The organism is Shinella sp. GW821-FHT11G07 (genome assembly GCF_058808115.1).
The window spans coordinates 112,190-129,173 of sequence record NZ_JBXARJ010000001.1; the positions used below are offsets into that span (position 1 = coordinate 112,190).

Genomic DNA, 16,984 nt, shown 5'->3' on the forward strand with positions numbered 1-16,984 from the left:
CTATTTGTCACAAATAGAATACGGTGCGGCATCGACCGGAACCCGCAGCTACCACGACTTCCAGGCGAGCAGCAGGCCCGCATCCTGAGCTTCGAACGTCCCGCAGGCTGCCTCGACCTCAGAAAAAGGCGCCCTTCTGGGCAATTCACCTGCTACGAAGGAGGCATCCGCGAGTGTCAGCGCACCACCACGCGCGATAACGGTAAACAGCAATGGCCCCGTCGACCACCAGGCGGGCGCCTCCGGCATCGCTGCGATAACCGAAGGCAAAACGGCATTGAGCTTCGTCAGGACCGGGTGATGGGCGGGCGCGGCGACGAACGAATTGGCCAGCAGAAGGCTGCCGCGGCCGGTCTTGCGCGGAATGTCCTCCGCCATGGCAATCAGGCCGGTCATCGGCAAAAGATCGTGGAAACTGATGTCCATGCGGGCCGGATACCAGTCGCAATCGAGATAGATGCCGCCCTCCTGCTCCACCAGCAGATAGCGCGCGACATCGACCGCGCCGGGATAGTCTTCGCGCAAAAGCATCGCCTGGAAGGCTTTGTTCTCGTAGACGCCGGCCTCCGCCAGGTCCGTTTCCCGCCAGAGAAAATAGCCGTAGCCATGCGCCTTGGCGTGGTGTTCCCAGGCTTTCGTCGATGGCGGCAAGTCGGCGCTTCCGATCCAGATCTGGTGGATGATCGGCGGCACCACGGCCCGGTTGGCCTCGGCAATCGCCCGCTTCTCGGCCAGGGTGAACCGTCCGTGGACGGCCAGGATGTCCGGATCGGGCACGAGGTGGTACTGGTAGCCGATGCGCTTGACGAGATCCTGTTCGGCCTTGGCAAGCTTCAGCAGGGCGGAGTGCAGCCGACGTGGCAAGCCGAGCGCCGTATCCGGGCCCAGCGCCGCCTTCTCCGGATCGGCGGCAACGGCCTCCAGCACTTTGCGGGCGGCATCGAACGCGCCAGCGTCCCGGTGTAGCGCAGCTTTTTCGAGTTCCGCGTTCAATCGTTGCTTGGCTGACATCAATCTGTCCTAAGGGAAGGCGCCCGCGCGCTGGAGTGAACTGTCATATTCCGTCCGCGCCCGAGTGAGAACAACCCCAACCTGCCTTTAAAGTAAGGCGTGGACAGAAAAAAATGTGCACGCTAGTCTCATGGTGGGGAATACAACCAAATGCCGCGTGGATGCATATCCGTCAGGCGAGAAAGTACATATGAACGTGAATGCGACGCGCCGGCCGAGGGACCTGCTGCGGATTGAAAACCTACACGTCTCCTTTTCGTTGATGGGCGCAAGGATCACCGCCGTCAGGGGCGCGAATCTCAGGGTGTTGCCGGGCAAGGTAACGGCCCTGGTGGGGGAGTCCGGCTCAGGCAAGTCCGTCATCAGCCAGACCGCGATGGGACTTCAGACCACGACCGCGCGGGTCTCGGGAAAAATCCTGTTCGACGATCCGCTCTCCGGCGAAGGCCCGATCGATATCCTGCCGCTGCCGCATGACGGACGGAAGATCCGCTCGATCCGCGGCGGACGCATGGGCATGATCTTCCAGGAGCCGATGACGTCCTTCTCGCCGCTGCACACGATCGGCGACCAGATCAGCGAGACGCTACGCATCCACACGGGCCTGACCGGCGCGGAAATGCGCGAACGCTGCGAGGACATGCTGTCCCGCGTCGGATTCAACAATCCGAAAAAAGTCTACGACATGTATTCCTTCGAGTTGTCGGGCGGCATGCGCCAGCGCGCGATGATCGCGATGGCACTGGTCTGCGGCCCTGCCCTCCTCATTGCCGACGAGCCGACCACGGCGCTCGACGTGACGATCCAGGCGCAGATTCTGAAGCTCCTGAAAGACCTGCAGTTGCAGATGGACATGGCCGTGCTGCTCGTCACACACGACCTAGGCGTCGTCGCCAACATCGCCGACGAGGTGGTGGTGATCTATCAGGGCGAGATCATGGAGGCCGGGCCGGTCGAGACGATCTTCCGCCAGCCCGCCCATCCCTATCTCAAGGGCCTGATGGCGGCGATCCCGCATTTCGGCATGCAGCGCGGCGACCGCCTGAAGCCGCTCCGGGAAATCGAGGTCAATCAAGACAACCTGCTCAGCAAGAAATACCAGGCGCGCACGGGTCCGGAAACAATCCTCTCGGTTCGCAATCTCAGCAAGACGTTCGAGATCCGCAAGGACAACTGGCAGATGCCAGGCCGGCAGAAGGAAAAGAACCGGCCAGCCGTCGATGACGTTAGCTTCGACATCAAGCGCGGCGAATGCCTCGGTCTTGTCGGCGAAAGCGGCTGCGGCAAGACCACCGTCAGCAAGATCCTGATGCGCGCCATCGAGCCGGATGCCGGCTCCGTCCTGTTCGATGACGGCAAGGGGCCGATCGACGTTCTGAAGGCCAAAGGCGCGGAACTGCAAAGCCTGCGCACCCGGATGCAGATGGTCTTCCAGGACCCGCTGTCCTCTCTCTCGCCACGCATGACGATCGGCGACATCCTGCGCGAACCGCTCGATATCCACGACCACGGCGACACCGCCAAGCGCAAGATGGCCATCAAGGCGCTGATCCGCGCGATCGGCCTCGACGAGGCATCGCTCAAACGCTACCCGCACAGCTTTTCCGGCGGCCAGCGCCAGCGCATCGGCATAGCGCGCGCGCTTGCGCTCGGCCCGAGCCTCATCATCTGCGACGAACCGGTATCGGCGCTCGACGTTTCGGTGCAGGCACAGATCCTCAACCTTCTCAAAGACTTGCAGAAGGATCTTGGACTTACCTACCTCTTCATCTCGCACAACCTCGCCGTCGTCGACTACATGGCCGACCGGGTTGCCGTGATGTGGGCCGGCAGGATTGTCGAGATCGCGCCGCGTGAGGTCATCATGACCGCGCCGGTGCATCCCTATACAAGGGCGCTGCTCGATGCCGTCGCCTTTCCGGACCTCGACCGCCCGCTGAATTTCGAAACAGCCGGCAAGACCAGCGCCGTCTCGCGCGCCAGCTGGGCACAAGCCTTTCGCGATGATGACGGCGGCGAGGGCATGGCGCCGGCCGATCTCGGCGGCGGCCATTTCGTGCTTGCCCGCAGGAATGCCGATGTGCGGGAGTTGACGCCATGATCACGCGCCGCACCGCGCTGGGCCTTCTCGCGACAGCTTTCGTTCCGGGCCTTGCCCGCACGGCCTTTGCGGAATCCGATTATCTGAAGGCGAAGGTGGAAGCGGGAGAACTGCCTTCCGTTGCCGAACGGCTGCCGAAGACACCGCGTATCATAAACAACGCGGCCCTTGGTGGCGCGCCCGGCGTCCAGGGTGGCACCGCACGCATGCTGATCGGTGGGCAGCGCGACGTCCGTCTGATGCCGATCAACAGTTACTCACGCCTCGTCGGCTACGACCGGGACTTGAAGCTCCAGGCGGATATCCTGGAATCCTTCACCGTGGAGGAGGCGCGTATCTTCACCTTCCGCCTGCGTGAAGGTCACAAATGGTCGAGCGGCGACCCCTTCACCGTTGAGGATTTTCGCTACTGCTGGGAAGAGGTCATCCTCAACCGGGAACTCCTCAAGGGTGGGCCACCGGTGGATCTGCTCGTTGAGGGCAAGCCGCCGACTTTCGAGGTGGTCGATCCGCTGACGGTGCGCTACAGCTGGGAACGGCCGATCCCGGATTTCCTGCCGAAACTCGCTGCCCCCATCCCCTTGGTGTTGGCATTGCCATCCGCCTACATGCGGCAGTTCCACAAGAAATTTCAGGCCGCCGACGTTCTGAAAAAGCATATCCACAAGCAGCGCGTCGACGATTGGCGCGGCCTGCATATCAAGATGTCGCGGCAGAACCGGCCGGAAAATCCGGATCTGCCGACGCTTGAAGCCTGGCGCCCGCGCACGGCCCCGCCGGCTGAGCAGTTCATCTTCGATCGCAACCCCTTCTTCCACCGGGTGGACGAGAATGGGGTGCAACTGCCCTACATCGACCGCGTGGTGATGAATGTCTCCTCGCCGGACCTCATTTCCGCCAAGACGGCGACCGGGGAAAGCGACCTTCAGACTGCCAATCTCGATTTTGCCGACTACACGCTCCTCAAGGAAGCCGAAACGACCTATCCGCTGAATGTGCTGCTCTGGAAGCGCACACTCGGCTCGCGCGTCGCTCTGATCCCGAACCTCAACTGCGGCGACGAAGGCTGGCGGAAGGTTTTGCGGGACGTGCGAGTGCGCCGAGCCATGTCGCTCGCCATCAACCGCACGGAAATCAACAAGGCCGTCTTTTACGGACTTGGCCAGGAGAGCGCCAACACGGTGCTGCCGGAAAGCTCGCTCTTCAAGCCGGACTATGCCAAGGCCTGGGCATCCTATGACCCGGACCAGGCCAATCGCCTGCTCGACGAGGCGGGCCTCGACAAACGCGACGACGAAGGCCTGCGCCAGCTGCCGGACGGCCGCTCTGCCCATGTCGTCGTGGAAAGCGCCGGCGAAAGCACGCTGGAGACCGACGTGCTGGAGCTGATTACCGACCATTTCCGCACCGTCGGCCTGGGACTTTTCGTGCGCACATCGCAGCGCGACATCTTCCGCAGCCGCGCGATCGGCGGCGAGGTCGTGATGTCCGTATGGTACGGGCTCGACAACGGCGTACCGACGCCCGAAATGTCGCCCTCCGAACTCGCGCCGACCTCCGACGATCAGTATCAATGGCCCGTCTGGGGCATGTATTTCGCGACCGTCAAAACCAAGGGCGAACCGCCGGATATGCCGGAAGTGCAATATCTCGTCGAGAAGTACGATGCCTGGCAGATGACGACGACCGACGACGAGCGGGCGACGATCTGGCATGAGATGCTGGCGCACCATGCCGACCAAGTCTTCACCATCGGCACCGTCAACGGCATTTCCCAGCCGGTCGTGCGCGCTCGGCGGATGCGCAACGTGCCCGACAAGGCACTCTACGGCTTCAACCCGACCAGTTTCCTCGGCGTCTACATGCCGGATACGTTCTGGTACGAAGGGGGCGCGTGATGGTTCGCTACATTCTCGGGCGCATCGCCGTCATGGTACCGACATTGATTCTCATCTCGATGCTGGTCTTCACCATCATCGAGCTTCCGCCCGGCGACTATTTCGAAAGCTATATCTCGGAGCTGCGCGCCATGGGCGAAGCAACCGACATGGCCGAGATCGAGGAACTGCGCGAACGCTACGGCTTCGACAAGCCGGCGCCGCTGCGCTACCTGCACTGGGTCGGCGGCATGCTGATCGGTGATTTCGGATATTCGTTCGAATACCGCCTGCCGGTTTCCGAAGTGGTCGGGGACCGATTGTGGCTGACGGTTCTCGTCTCGTTTGTCACGATCCTCTTCACCTGGCTGCTCGCCTTCCCGATCGGCATCTATTCCGCTACGCACCAGTATAGCTGGGGTGACTACGGCCTGACGCTCGCCGGTTTGATCGGCATCGCCGTGCCGAACTTCATGCTGGCGCTCATCGTCATGTATTTCGCCAATATCTGGTTCGGGGTGTCGATCGGCGGGCTGATGGACCGCCAGTTCCTGGGTGCGCCGATGAGCTGGGAGAAGTTCCGCTCCATTCTTTCGCATATCTGGATTCCGGTCATCATCATCGGCACGGCGGGCACGGCTGGCATGGTACGGCGCCTGCGCGCCAACCTGCTCGATGAACTCAATAAGCAATATGTCGTGACCGCGCGCTCCAAGGGCCTGCATCCGATGCGGGTTCTGACGAAGTACCCGCTCCGCATGTCCCTGAACTTCTTCATATCCGACATCGGTTCGATCCTGCCCTCCATCATTTCCGGCGCGGAGGTCACCGCCATCGTGCTGTCGCTGGAAACGACCGGCCCGATGCTGATCAAGGCACTCCAGACACAGGACATGTATCTCGCCGGCTCCTTCCTGATGTTCCTGGCCTTCCTGACGGTCATCGGCGTGCTGGTTTCCGACATCGCGCTCGCGATCCTCGATCCGCGCATCCGGCTTGGCGGAGGAAGCCGCAAGTGAAGACCTCGCTCCCTGAACCCGGCGCGCCCCTCGCCCATTTCGTCTCCGACGCGCCGTTCGATCCCTATGCCGCCGAGCGCAAGACGGAGGAGCTGCAGGCGGTCGCCCAGGCCTCGCAGTTCCAATTGATGTGGTGGCATTTCCGCCGGCACAAGATGGCGCTCGCCTCCGGCATCTTCCTGATCGTGGTTTACTTCATGATCACGATCAGCGAGTTCCTGGCGCCCTACAACCTGCACACCCGCAACATCGACTTCATCTATTCCCCGCCGCAGACATTGCGCTTCATGCACGAGGGCGCGTTCGTCGGCCCCTTCGTGTACGGCCAGCGCATGACGCTGAACATGGACAATCTGAAGCGCGTCTATACGGACGATACGTCGGACGTACAGAAACTGCGCTTCTTCTGCCGCGGCGATGCTTACAGATTCTGGGGCCTCTTCAAGTCGGATGTCCATCTCGTCTGCCCGGCGGAAGGCGGACAGTTCTTCTTCCTCGGCACCGACCGGCTGGGCCGGGACATGCTCTCGCGCATCCTTTATGGCGCCCGCATTTCGCTGACCATCGGCGCGCTTGGCGTGATGATGAGCTTCGTTCTCGGGATCGTGATCGGCGGGCTTGCCGGCTATCACGGCGGCTGGTTCGACCTCGTCGTGCAGCGCGTGATCGAGGTTTTGCAGTCCATTCCCAGCATTCCGCTGTGGATGGCGCTTGCCGCCATCATACCCGTCACCTGGAGCCCTATTTTCGTCTATATCGGCATTACGATCATCCTCGGCATGCTCGACTGGACCGGGCTGGCGCGCGCCGTACGCTCGAAACTTCTTGCCTTACGCGAGGAAGATTATGTATTGGCGGCGCAAGTCATGGGTGCTGGCAGCGCCCGCATCATTCGCCGCCATCTCATTCCCGGCTTCATGTCCCACCTGATCGCCAGCGCAACGCTGACCATTCCGGGCATGATCCTCGGGGAGACGGCATTGAGTTTCCTCGGGCTCGGCCTTCGCCCGCCCATCACCAGCTGGGGCATTCTTCTGACAGAGGCCCGCAGCATCAACATTATCGCCCTATACCCATGGCTGCTGTACCCGGTGGTACCTGTCGTATTAGTAATTCTTGCTTTCAACTTCCTTGGCGATGGACTACGCGATGCGGCTGACCCCTATAAGTGAAATTGGGATAACGAATGCAGAACAATCGCCGTTGCTTGAAGGCGAACTGGGTAGGAGTCTGGAGGCTTGCACCATGAGCCGCAGCTTCGAACACGCCCGCATCCTCATGTACAGCCACGATACGTTCGGCCTCGGCCATCTGCGCCGGTGTCGCACGATCGCCCATGCGTTGGTCGAGGAGTATCGCGGCCTCAATGTACTGATCATTTCCGGCGCGACGATCGCCGGCGCCTTCGATTATCGCGCCCGCGTCGACTTCGTGAAGATCCCGAGCGTCATCAAGCTGCGCAATGGCGAGTACACCTCGCTGGAGCGCCATATCGACCTTGAAGATACGCTGAACATGCGCCGGTCGATCATCCGCCACACGGCGGAGACCTTCAATCCGGACATCTTCATCATCGACAAGGAGCCGATGGGGCTCAGCGGCGAAGTGGAAGAGACGCTCGCCTACCTCAAGAGCCGCGGCAAGCGTCTCATTCTCGGCCTGCGCGAAGTGATGGACGCACCGCACCTGCTCGAAGCCGAGTGGAAGCGCAAGGACGTCATGCACAAGATCGACAGGTTCTATGACGACATCTGGGTCTATGGTCCACCAGATTTTTATGACCCCCTCGTCGGCCTCGACGTGCCCCAGGGTGTGCGCGACAAGCTGAACTTCGTCGGCTTCCTGCAAAGAAACGCGCTTCAGATGGACCGCGCCCAGTATCAGCCGTCCGGCGATTACCTGCTCGTGACCACGGGTGGTGGCGGTGATGGAGCGGAGCTCGTGCAGGACGTCCTTCGGGCCTACCAGCAGGATGCCGAGCTGACCCATAAGGCCCTCATCGTCCTCGGCCCCTACATGCCGCAGGAACAGCGCACCAAGCTCACGCAGGAAGCCTCGAAAATCCCCTATGTCGAAGTGATCGAGTTCGACACGCGCATGGAGGACCTGGTCGCAGGTGCCCGGGCCGTCGTGGCGATGGGGGGCTACAACACCTATTGCGAAATCCTTTCCTTCGACAAGCCGGCGCTGATCGTGCCCCGCGTGCAGCCGCGCGAGGAGCAGCTGATACGCGCGTCGCGCGCCTCCGAGCTTGGGCTGGTCGATATGCTGCTGCCGGACGAATCGAGCGACCCGGTGCGGCTTGCCGCTGCCCTGAAGGCCTTGCCGCAACGTCCGCCGCCGTCGAGCGGCAGCCCGGAACTGCGGCTCGAAGGCCTTCGCAACATCGCCCGTATCGTCGGCGACGAGCTTGCGGCGCGTGAACTCACGCCACCCGCCGCCTGATGAGAGGCGAAGCCGGGTTGTCGCAGCCGCGAAAAATCGTCGTGCTCCTGAAGGGCTATCCGCGCCTGTCGGAAACCTTCATCGCGCAGGAACTGCTTGGCCTTGAACGGGCCGGGCTCGACCTCGTCCTCGTTTCGCTCCGCCGTCCGACCGACCGCAAGCGTCACCCCGTGCATGACGAGATCAAGGCGCCGGTGCACTACCTACCGGAATACCTGCACGAGGAGCCGATCCGGGTTCTGCGCGGCCTTATCGCAAGTTTTCGTGCGCCCGGCTTCGGCGCGGCGTTTCGCCAGTTCCTGAAGGACCTGCGCCGGGATTTCAGCCGGAACCGTTTTCGCCGCTTCGGCCAGGCCGCCGCACTCGTGCGAGAATGGCCGCAGGACGCCGGCTGGCTGCATGCGCACTTCATCCACACGCCGGCTTCTGTCGCGAGCTATGCGAGCCAGATGCTCGATATCCCCTGGACGGTCTCCGCCCATGCCAAGGATATCTGGACCTCCGAGGACTGGGAGCTTGCCGGCAAGCTTTCGACCGCCCACTGGGCCGTAACCTGCACGAAGAGCGGCCACGCGCATCTGCAAAACCTTGCGGCGCAGAACCGCGACCGGGTGCATCTCAGTTACCATGGCCTTGATCTCGACCGTTTTCCTCGCTTTGAGCACGCCCGGCCAGCGCGTGACGGTTCCGACGCTTCCGACTCCGTCACCATCATCAGCGTGGGGCGTGCCGTGCCGAAAAAAGGCTATGACGTACTGCTGCGGGCATTCGCCAAGCTCCCCGCAGATCTCCACTGGCGTTTCGTCCATGCCGGTGACGGTGGCGAGCGGCCGAAGCTGCAAAAGCTGGCGGCCGAACTTGGCATAGCGGACAGGATCACCTGGCTCGGGGCGGTCGACCAGAAGGATGTGCTTGAGGCTTACCGCAAGGCCGACATCTTTGCCCTCGCCTGCCGCATTACGGCCGACGGTGACCGGGACGGTCTGCCGAACGTACTGGTGGAAGCGGCAAGCCAGCGGCTGACCTGCGTCGCGTCGGATATTTCCGGCATCCCGGAACTGTTCGAGGATGAGGTCAACGGACTGCTGGTGCCCACTGAAGACGCCGCCGCCCTCGCCGGCGCACTCGAACGCGCTATTCGCGACCCGGCTCTGCGTGAACGGCTCGGCCAGGCGGCAGAAGCGAAGGTGCGCGGCAGCTTCGATCATCATGCCAGCATCTCGCAATTGAAGGCGCTTTTTGACGCCGGAGCACGGGAGGCCGCATGAGCGCCCATGCCGCGGCGAACGACGCTGGCAGGGCGCCGCGTGTCTTCTTCTATGTCCAGCACCTGCTCGGCATCGGGCATCTGGCACGCGCCAGCCGTATCGCGCGGGCGCTCGGGGAAAACGGTTTCGGCGTTACACTCGTCACCGGTGGCATGCCCGTCGATGGCTTTCCCGGTCCCGGCATCAACCACGTCGCCCTGCCCGCCATCGCGGCCGGAGACGGTGGCTTTGCAGCGCTTGTGGATGCGAATGGAAACGTCGTCGATGAAGCCTTCAAGGCCGATCGGCGCGACAGGCTTCTCGCCGCCTACCATGCGTGTCGGCCGGACGTCGTCATTCTGGAGGCGTTTCCCTTCGGGCGCCGGCAGGTGCGTTTCGAGCTTCTGCCGCTGATCGACGCGATCGAAAAGAGCGAACCGCGGCCGCTGCTCATGACATCGTTGCGCGACATTCTCCAGGAGCGCGCCAAGCCGGGCCGCGACGAGGAAACCATCGACCTCGTCATTCGCCATTTCGACCGTGTCCTCGTTCACGGCGATCCCGCCTTCGTGCGGCTTGAAGATACCTTTCCGCTGGCAAGCCAGATTGCCGATCGCGTCCTCTATACCGGCCTTATCGGTGCCGCATCGGCAGACCCGCCGGCCGAACGCTACGATATCGTCGTCTCCGCCGGTGGTGGAGCGGTTGGCGCAGGGCTGGTCGAGGCAGCACTCCAGGCGTCCCGGCGCCTTGGCGACATCGGGCGCTGGCTGGTCATTACCGGCCCCAACATGCCGCAGGCCGATTTCGAACGCTTCGCGGCGCAATCGGCTGAAAATGTCGAGCTTGTGCGTTTCAGGACCGACTTCCGCAGCCTGCTGACCACCGCCCGGTTGTCGATATCGCAGGCCGGCTACAATACCGTCTGCGATATTCTACAAGCCGGCTGCGCCTCGGTACTCGTGCCCTTCGCATCGGGCGGCGAGACGGAGCAGACGGCCCGCGCGCAGCGGCTGGAACGACTCGGCCAGGCGGTCGTCGTGATGGAGGAGACGCTTTCTGCGGAAACGATGGCCAGCGCAATTTCCCGCGCACTTTCGGCTGAAGCAGAGAAAAATGTGCCTGTTTTGCAACTAGATGGCGCCAATCGCACGGCCGAGATGCTGAGGGACCTACTAAAGTAGCCCGCGGCTTCCTAGTTCTTGCGGTATTGCCCCTGTCTTATAATCTTCACATAGGACAGCGACCTTTCTCGCGCATAGAAGTCGTCGATGGAAAAAAGTCTCGCCCGGTATATTTGGGACCATACAAGGCCGCAGCAGCTCTGGATTCTGCTGATCGTCGGCCTGTCCATGATTCCCTATTACCTCGCGTTCGACCTGCCCAAACAGATCGTCAACGGACCTATCCAGGGAAGCGGCTTCGAAAAGCCTGGCGATACGCAGATCTTCATGCCGATCAGCTTCGACCTGCCGTTCTGGGGGCATGTCGAGCTTTATTCCGGCCTGCCGCTGGAGCGCATGCCGTCGCTCCTCGCGCTCAGCCTGATGTTCCTCGTGCTGGTGATCATCAACGGGCTGTTCAAGTATTTTATCAACACCTACAAAGGCCGCCTCGGTGAGCGGCTCCTGCGGCGCATCCGGTATCAACTCGTCGACCGGATCCTCCGGTTCCCGCCAAAATATTTCAAGCACGTCAAGGCCGGCGAAGTCTCCTCGATGATCAAGGACGAGGTGGAACCGCTCGGCGGCTTCACGGCGGACGCCTTCGTTCAGCCCGCCCTGCTCGGCGGCCAGGCACTGACAGCGTTGATCTTCATCTTCATCCAGCATTTCTGGCTGGGCTTCATCGCGTTCGCCATGGCGATGGTCCAGGTCGGCATCATCCCGCGCATGCGCCGGCGCCTGATCGAGCTTGGTCGCGAGCGGCAGATCACCGCCCGCCAGCTTGCCGGACGTGTCGCCGAGATCGTCGATGGCATCGACACGATCCACGCCTACGACACCTCGAACTACGAACGCGCCGATATCGCCGAGCGCCTCGGGCGCATCTTCCGCATTCGCTACGACATCTACCAGTGGAAATTCCTGGTCAAATTCCTGAACAATTTTCTCGCCCAGCTTACCCCGTTCCTCTTCTATTGCATCGGTGGCTACCTCACGATCGTCGGCAAGCTCGACGTCGGCCAGCTCGTGGCCGTCATCAATGCCTACAAGGAGCTGCCAGGCCCGTTGAAGGAGCTGATCGACTGGGAACTCGTGCGCCAGGACGTGCAGGTGAAATATGAGCAGGTCGTCGAACAGTTTGAATCCGACCAACTGATCGACCCGGAAATCCAGGCCATAAACAGCGCGAGCGCGGCGGCGTTGCTCGGCCCACTCTGCACCACCAATCTGCTGATCGACGATGATATCGGCGGCCGGGTGCTCGAGCATGTGACGGTAAAGATTCAACCCGGTGAAACGGTCGCCATCATCGGCGCCGCCGCCAGCGGAGGCGATCGCCTGGCCGAAGCGCTTGCCCGCGTCACCTGGCCCGCCGGCGGCAAGGTGACGGCCGGCGACGACGACCTCTTCGCGCTACCGGAATCCATCACCGGCCGACGGATTTCCTATGCCTCGCCCGAGGCCTACTTCTTCCACGGGAGCCTGAAGGACAACCTGCTCTACGGCCTCAAGCACGCCCCCATCGAACCGGTGAGCTACAAGGGCCCTGCCGCCGACAAGCGCAAATGGGACATCACCGAAGCACGCCGTTCCGGCAACCCGGATTTCGACCTCAACAGCAACTGGATCGATGTGAGCACACTCCACGCCCACGGCGAGGACGGGCTCTTCGGCGCCATGGTGGCGGTGCTGGACGTGGTCGAGCTTTCCGACGACGTGTTGCAGCTTGCGCTTCATTCCTCGCTCGGGGACGATCACGATCCGGAGCTCGCCGCCCAGATCGTCGAGATGCGCCGTGACCTGCGTGAGGAGTTGAACCGCCGCGATCTCAACAATCTCGTCGTGCCCTTCGAAGACAACGAATACAACACCGAGGCGCCGGTCGCTGAAAACCTGTTCTTCGGTATGATGCCTGATCCGAAGGCCTCCACCAAGGCAATCGTCAAGACGGCCTACTTCCGCAACATCATGCGCGAAAGCGGCCTTGGTCAGGCGCTCTTCGAGATGGGCAAGGGAATCGCCGAAAGCACGGTGGAACTCTTCAAGGACCTGCCGCCCGACCACCCGTTCTTCGAACAGCTCACTTTCATGCGGCCGGAAGAGATTCCGACTTATCAACATCTTCTGCAAAAACTGCGGCATCATGCCGCACCGAGCGAAGAAGAAAGGATCGCGCTCATCCGCCTCAGCTTCTTCTATATCGAGCCGCGACACCGCTTCGGGGTGCTCGACGAAAAGCTGATGCGCAAGATCGTCGAGGTGCGCCACCAGTTCCACGCGAACCTGCCGTCGGAACTTCTCGGGTATATTGAACGTTACAATCCGAATGCCTATCTGACATCAGGAACGCTGGTGGACAATATCGTGTTCGGCAAGCTCAATCATCGCTTCAGCGATGCCATTTCGAAGCTCAGGGAGATTGGCGGCGAGTTGCTGGCCAATCGACCGGAGCTCTACCGGGCGTTGATGGCGTTGGGGCTTGAGTCGAATATCGGTGCCGGCGGGCGAAGAATGAACAACCTGCAACGCCTGAAGCTCGGCCTTGCCCGCGCCCTTATCCGCCGGTCGGACTATTACATCTTCAACCGCGCGTTTTCAGGCGTGGACCACCACCTCCAGGAGCATATCGTGGAGGCGGCCCTTGCGTTCCTGGCCAAGAGCGGTGATAATCCGGCTGTAGTCTGGGTTTTATCAAATACCCCGCTTGCAAGACACTTTAAAAGGGTGCTTGCTTTTGATGGCGGAAGTTTGGTGGAAGACGGCACCTACGAGACGATTGTCGAAAGCGGTACGGTATATAAGCAGTTGATAGCATGACTGGTGTGACGTGATCAGATAGCCGAAATCGAGGCGGTTGACTGTTATGATCTTGAACGACGAAGTACAGATGTTACGACGTGTTCCGCTCTTCTCAGGGATCGATGCGGGCAAGCTGAAATTGCTTGCCTTCGCCTCGAACCGGGTCAGCTACCGTGAAGGCCAGGAACTCTTCCATGAGGGCGATGAAGGCGATGCAGCCTATGTCGTGCTTTCCGGCGTCGTCGACATATACAGGGCTAGCCCTGCTGGCGAACAGAAGATCGCCTCCGAAGGCTGTTGCTCGGTCGTCGGCGAAATCGCCATTCTCTGCGGTACGCCACGCAATGCCACCGTCAAGGCATCCACTGCCGTCGAAGCCCTTCGTATCAGCAAGGACTGCTTCCTGAAGGTTCTGTCGACTTGCCCGCACAGCATGGCCGAAACCATGCGCGTGGTTGGTCAACGTCTTGCAATGGCCCACTAAGGCCATTTCTGCAGCTTTTCCGACGGGCTTCCGTCATCCTGCTAGCCTCGGGTGTGCGCGCACTCGAGGCTTTTTGCATTTGTTTCCTGCGCTCCAATCGGCGAAGCACCGTGCAGCGACGCAGAATCATTTGCTGGCAAAATGCGGCAAAAACAAGGGAATAAGACCGTCCTTCCGTTCAACCAGAATCAGGAATTCATCACAGGCCTGTGATGACCGTCGCAAACGACGGGCGACACGGGGTGAGCTGCGGCCATCCCAACGAATTTAAACGTGCGGCGCCAACGGTGTCGAGCTAGCGCTCCGCCGCCTCGCATGACGGGGGCGTAGGTGGATGGTTTTCGGCTGAATCGCCTGGTTCTGCGCTGAGCGCGGCCGTTTTTGTCCCCGCTCCGCCGGCCCGCCTCATACTGGGTTTCCATCCGGACAGGAGCCCGACCGTGAGTGAACAGACCGACCTCCTCAAACTCCCCTACATCATGCCGGCGCAGGCGCAGAAACACGTCACCCACAACGAGACCCTGAGCATCCTCGATGCCGTGCTCCACATTCGCGTGAGCGGCGTTGGCAGCAATACGCCGCCCGGTGCGCCGGTGGAGGGTGAACGTCACGTGGTCGGTAGCGCGCCGACGGGCGCCTTCATCTCCCATGCGAACAAGATCGCCGCCTTTCAGGATGGCATCTGGGTGTTTTTTCCGCCGCAGCCGGGCTGGACGCTGTGGGACGCCACCGGCGAGGCCATCTATGTCTTCCACGACAGCAACTGGATCAAGGCAGCGCCGCCACCGGAGCGACTCACCCTGCTTGGCATCGAGACGGACGCCGATACCGTCAACCGCCTTGCCGTTGCCGCAACCGCAAGCCTGTTTACCCATGCCGGTGCGGGTCACCAGATCAAGGTCAACAAGGCGGCAGCCGCAAACACGGCCTCCCTGTTGTTCCAGACCAACTGGTCCGGTCGGGCGGAAATGGGCCTCGCCGGCAATGACGATTTCTCGGTAAAGGTCTCCGCCGACGGCAGCACCTGGAAAACTCCGCTTTATCTGAAGGCATCCGATGGTTTTTTCGGTGTCAACGCGACGGACATCCGCTACCTCCTGACCGTCGGCCAGCCCGGCGCGACCGACAGCCTTCTCAACTACGACAAGACGATCGGTGTGGCCGGTGCGGGGGCTGCCTATTTCCGAGGGCAAGACACGACGAACAATGTCCGCTTCGTGATGGGCACCTTCACGAACAATGTGATGCTGGCGTCGAAGAGCAATCATCCGCTGGTGTTCAAGGTCAATGATACGGTCGAATCCTTCCGCATCGCGACGACTGGCCAGATCGGCATCGGCATCACCGCACCGAACGCATCCGCATTGGTCGACATGACCAGCACGACCCGTGGCTTCCTGCCGCCCCGTATGACGACGACGCAACGCAACGCGATCGCCTCGCCGGCGGAGGGGCTGGTCGTCTACAATATGACCCTGCACCAGCTGCAATTCTGGAATGGCACGGCCTGGATGAGCATCGCGGGAGTCTGACATTCCGCTCCGCGCGCGGGCTTCCATCCTCTACGAAGCAAAGGACTTCAAGATCGGACACGGCCCAGTCTTGCCGACCGCGCATTCCGAAACCAGCGTTTGGAGCGAAGCCCGGGCCTTCTCAAGCTCTTTCATCCGGGCATCCAACTCGGCAAGGCGCTTGTTCGCCATCTCGCGCACGGCGGCGCGGTCTTCGCCGGAATCGAGGGTCAGCAGCTGGCGGATTTCTTCCAGCGTGAAACCGGCCGTCTGGGCTTGCCGGATGAAGCGGAGGCGACTGACATCCGCCTCGCCGTAATGACGGAAGCCGTCGAGGCGCTTCGGCGTCGAAAGCAGGCCGCGGCGCTGGTAGAAGCGCACCGTCTCGACACCGACATTGGTCGCCGCCGCAAGTTTTCCGATCGTGAGGTCTTGAGGGTGTTGACTCCGTACCATGGTACGGAACTTATAGTCCTGCCAATGATTTCACAAGACAGGAGACGTGAGATGTTGGACAGGATCAATCCGGATTCAGACCGCAAGGCCATCCTCTACCGCATGGTGATGCCAGGCCACACCTGCCCCTATGGCCTCAAGGCGAAGGATCTTCTGCGCCGCTCGGGCTATGTGGTCGACGACCGTCACCTGACGACGCGCGAGGAGACCGACGCCTTCAAGGCCAAGCATGAGGTGGCGACCACGCCGCAGGTCTTTATCGACGGCAAACGCATCGGCGGCTACGACGATCTTCGCCGTTTCCTCGGCAAACCCGTCGCCGACCCGAAGGCGACCAGCTATCGGCCGGTGATCGTGCTGTTCACGCTGACAGCGTTGATGGCCATGGCGGCGAGTTTTGCGGTGAGCGGCACGCCCTTCACGCTGAAGGCGGCGGAGTGGTTCATCGCCTTCTCGATGGTCGTGCTTGCCATGCTGAAGCTACAGAATGTCGAGAGCTTCGCGACCATGTTCCTGAACTACGACCTGCTCGCGAAACGCTGGGTGCCCTACAGCTATATCTACCCCTATGCCGAGGGCCTCGCCGGGGTACTGATGGTGGCCGGCGCCCTCAACTGGCTGTCGATCCCGACCGCCCTCTTCATCGGCACCATCGGGGCCGTCTCGGTGTTTAAGGCGGTCTATATCGACCGGCGGGAGCTGAAATGCGCCTGCGTGGGCGGATCGAGCAATGTTCCCCTCGGCTTCATCTCGCTGACGGAAAACCTGATGATGATCGCTATGGCGGTCTGGATGGCTGCGGCAGCGCTGGGATACACGACACCCCACGCAATGTAACGTACCAGGCGGCGCGCGGCCCCAAAATGCC

13 protein-coding genes are annotated in these 16,984 nt (G+C 61.7%); 11 read left to right on the plus strand and 2 right to left on the minus strand.

Going from position 1 to position 16,984, the window contains the following annotated elements; translation table 11 throughout:
- Positions 1–48: 48 nt before the first annotated feature.
- Positions 49–1,011, minus strand: coding sequence for a glycosyltransferase family 32 protein (locus tag AC1RT2_RS00550; RefSeq protein ID WP_493098474.1), 963 nt, complete (start codon positions 1,009–1,011; stop codon positions 49–51).
- Between the two features lie 190 nt (positions 1,012–1,201).
- Here AC1RT2_RS00550 and AC1RT2_RS00555 point away from each other — a divergent pair, with 190 nt between their 5' ends.
- From AC1RT2_RS00555 to AC1RT2_RS00600, 10 genes are all read left to right on the plus strand, one after another.
- A complete protein-coding gene (locus AC1RT2_RS00555; protein WP_493098476.1) occupies positions 1,202–3,112 on the plus strand; it encodes a dipeptide ABC transporter ATP-binding protein in 1,911 nt (636 codons plus the stop codon).
- A complete protein-coding gene (locus AC1RT2_RS00560; protein WP_493098478.1) occupies positions 3,109–5,010 on the plus strand; it encodes an ABC transporter substrate-binding protein in 1,902 nt (633 codons plus the stop codon). The genes AC1RT2_RS00555 and AC1RT2_RS00560 overlap by 4 nt, the downstream gene beginning before the upstream one ends.
- The gene (locus AC1RT2_RS00565; protein ID WP_069062926.1) at positions 5,010–6,008 is read left to right on the plus strand and encodes an ABC transporter permease; all 999 of its coding nucleotides are present in this window, start codon (positions 5,010–5,012) and stop codon (positions 6,006–6,008) included. The genes AC1RT2_RS00560 and AC1RT2_RS00565 overlap by 1 nt, the downstream gene beginning before the upstream one ends.
- On the plus strand, positions 6,005–7,180 hold the full coding sequence (locus AC1RT2_RS00570; protein WP_493098482.1) for an ABC transporter permease: 1,176 nt from the start codon (positions 6,005–6,007) through the stop codon (positions 7,178–7,180). Before AC1RT2_RS00565 ends, AC1RT2_RS00570 begins: the two co-directional genes overlap by 4 nt.
- A gap of 73 nt (positions 7,181–7,253) precedes the next feature.
- Positions 7,254–8,453 (plus strand): glycosyltransferase family protein, encoded by a 1,200-nt coding sequence (locus AC1RT2_RS00575; protein ID WP_493098486.1) that lies wholly within the window; start codon positions 7,254–7,256, stop codon positions 8,451–8,453.
- A 17-nt stretch (positions 8,454–8,470) separates the two neighbouring features.
- Positions 8,471–9,721, plus strand: a complete 1,251-nt coding sequence (locus AC1RT2_RS00580; RefSeq protein ID WP_493098488.1) for a glycosyltransferase family 4 protein — start codon at positions 8,471–8,473, stop codon at positions 9,719–9,721.
- Positions 9,718–10,884: a glycosyltransferase family protein gene (locus AC1RT2_RS00585; RefSeq protein WP_493098490.1), complete on the plus strand. Its 1,167-nt coding sequence runs from the start codon at positions 9,718–9,720 to the stop codon at positions 10,882–10,884. Before AC1RT2_RS00580 ends, AC1RT2_RS00585 begins: the two co-directional genes overlap by 4 nt.
- 87 nt (positions 10,885–10,971) lie before the next feature.
- Positions 10,972–13,683, plus strand: a complete 2,712-nt coding sequence (locus tag AC1RT2_RS00590; protein WP_069062922.1) for an ABC transporter transmembrane domain-containing protein — start codon at positions 10,972–10,974, stop codon at positions 13,681–13,683.
- 46 nt (positions 13,684–13,729) lie between these two features.
- A complete protein-coding gene (locus AC1RT2_RS00595; protein WP_069062921.1) occupies positions 13,730–14,149 on the plus strand; it encodes a cyclic nucleotide-binding domain-containing protein in 420 nt (139 codons plus the stop codon).
- 440 nt (positions 14,150–14,589) lie between these two features.
- The gene (locus tag AC1RT2_RS00600) at positions 14,590–15,681 is read left to right on the plus strand and encodes a DUF2793 domain-containing protein (RefSeq protein ID WP_493098493.1); all 1,092 of its coding nucleotides are present in this window, start codon (positions 14,590–14,592) and stop codon (positions 15,679–15,681) included.
- A 30-nt stretch (positions 15,682–15,711) separates the two neighbouring features.
- Here AC1RT2_RS00600 and AC1RT2_RS00605 read toward each other — a convergent pair whose 3' ends face one another.
- Positions 15,712–16,116, minus strand: a complete 405-nt coding sequence (locus AC1RT2_RS00605; protein WP_493098495.1) for a MerR family transcriptional regulator — start codon at positions 16,114–16,116, stop codon at positions 15,712–15,714.
- 51 nt (positions 16,117–16,167) lie between these two features.
- Between AC1RT2_RS00605 and AC1RT2_RS00610 the strand changes: the two genes are divergently transcribed.
- A complete protein-coding gene (locus tag AC1RT2_RS00610) occupies positions 16,168–16,953 on the plus strand; it encodes a MauE/DoxX family redox-associated membrane protein (RefSeq protein WP_493098498.1) in 786 nt (261 codons plus the stop codon).
- Positions 16,954–16,984 lie beyond the last annotated feature (31 nt).

What these genes read in the sequence shown, in the direction of transcription:
- AC1RT2_RS00550 (WP_493098474.1), bottom strand. Translation starts at nt 1,011, where the DNA reads ATGTCAGCCAAGCAACGATTGAACGCGGAACTCGAAAAAGCTGCGCTA.
- AC1RT2_RS00555 (WP_493098476.1), top strand. Translation starts at nt 1,202, where the DNA reads ATGAACGTGAATGCGACGCGCCGGCCGAGGGACCTGCTGCGGATTGAA.
- AC1RT2_RS00560 (WP_493098478.1), top strand. Translation starts at nt 3,109, where the DNA reads ATGATCACGCGCCGCACCGCGCTGGGCCTTCTCGCGACAGCTTTCGTT.
- AC1RT2_RS00565 (WP_069062926.1), top strand. Translation starts at nt 5,010, where the DNA reads ATGGTTCGCTACATTCTCGGGCGCATCGCCGTCATGGTACCGACATTG.
- AC1RT2_RS00575 (WP_493098486.1), top strand. Translation starts at nt 7,254, where the DNA reads ATGAGCCGCAGCTTCGAACACGCCCGCATCCTCATGTACAGCCACGAT.
- AC1RT2_RS00585 (WP_493098490.1), top strand. Translation starts at nt 9,718, where the DNA reads ATGAGCGCCCATGCCGCGGCGAACGACGCTGGCAGGGCGCCGCGTGTC.
- AC1RT2_RS00590 (WP_069062922.1), top strand. Translation starts at nt 10,972, where the DNA reads ATGGAAAAAAGTCTCGCCCGGTATATTTGGGACCATACAAGGCCGCAG.
- AC1RT2_RS00595 (WP_069062921.1), top strand. Translation starts at nt 13,730, where the DNA reads ATGATCTTGAACGACGAAGTACAGATGTTACGACGTGTTCCGCTCTTC.
- AC1RT2_RS00605 (WP_493098495.1), bottom strand. Translation starts at nt 16,116, where the DNA reads ATGGTACGGAGTCAACACCCTCAAGACCTCACGATCGGAAAACTTGCG.
- AC1RT2_RS00610 (WP_493098498.1), top strand. Translation starts at nt 16,168, where the DNA reads ATGTTGGACAGGATCAATCCGGATTCAGACCGCAAGGCCATCCTCTAC.